Below are 243 nucleotides of genomic sequence, written 5' to 3' on the forward strand. Positions count from 1 at the left end.
GGGCCCTTAGCTCAGCTGGTTAGAGCGCACCCCTGATAAGGGTGAGGTCGGTGGTTCGAGTCCACTAGGGCCCACCAGTTAACTTCATAATATAGCATGGGGCCATAGCTCAGCTGGGAGAGCGCCTGCCTTGCAAGCAGGAGGTCAGCGGTTCGATCCCGCTTGGCTCCACCATGATGATTTAAGATTTGTTCCTTGAAAACTGGATAACGAAACAAAGCGTAAAGCTGAATCATCCTTAGT

At 51.9% G+C, this 243-nt stretch carries 2 tRNA genes; both read left to right on the top strand.

Annotation, left to right across the window (positions count from 1 at the left end):
- Positions 1 to 77 (top strand) — tRNA-Ile (locus KQX66_RS37110).
- Positions 78 to 98: 21 nt separating this feature from the next.
- Positions 99 to 174: transfer RNA gene (locus KQX66_RS37115), tRNA-Ala, on the top strand.
- Positions 175 to 243 lie beyond the last annotated feature (69 nt).

The sequence above is a fragment of the Paenibacillus oleatilyticus genome (genome assembly GCF_018998565.1).
In the GTDB taxonomy this organism is placed as follows: domain Bacteria; phylum Bacillota; class Bacilli; order Paenibacillales; family NBRC-103111; genus Paenibacillus_G; species Paenibacillus_G oleatilyticus.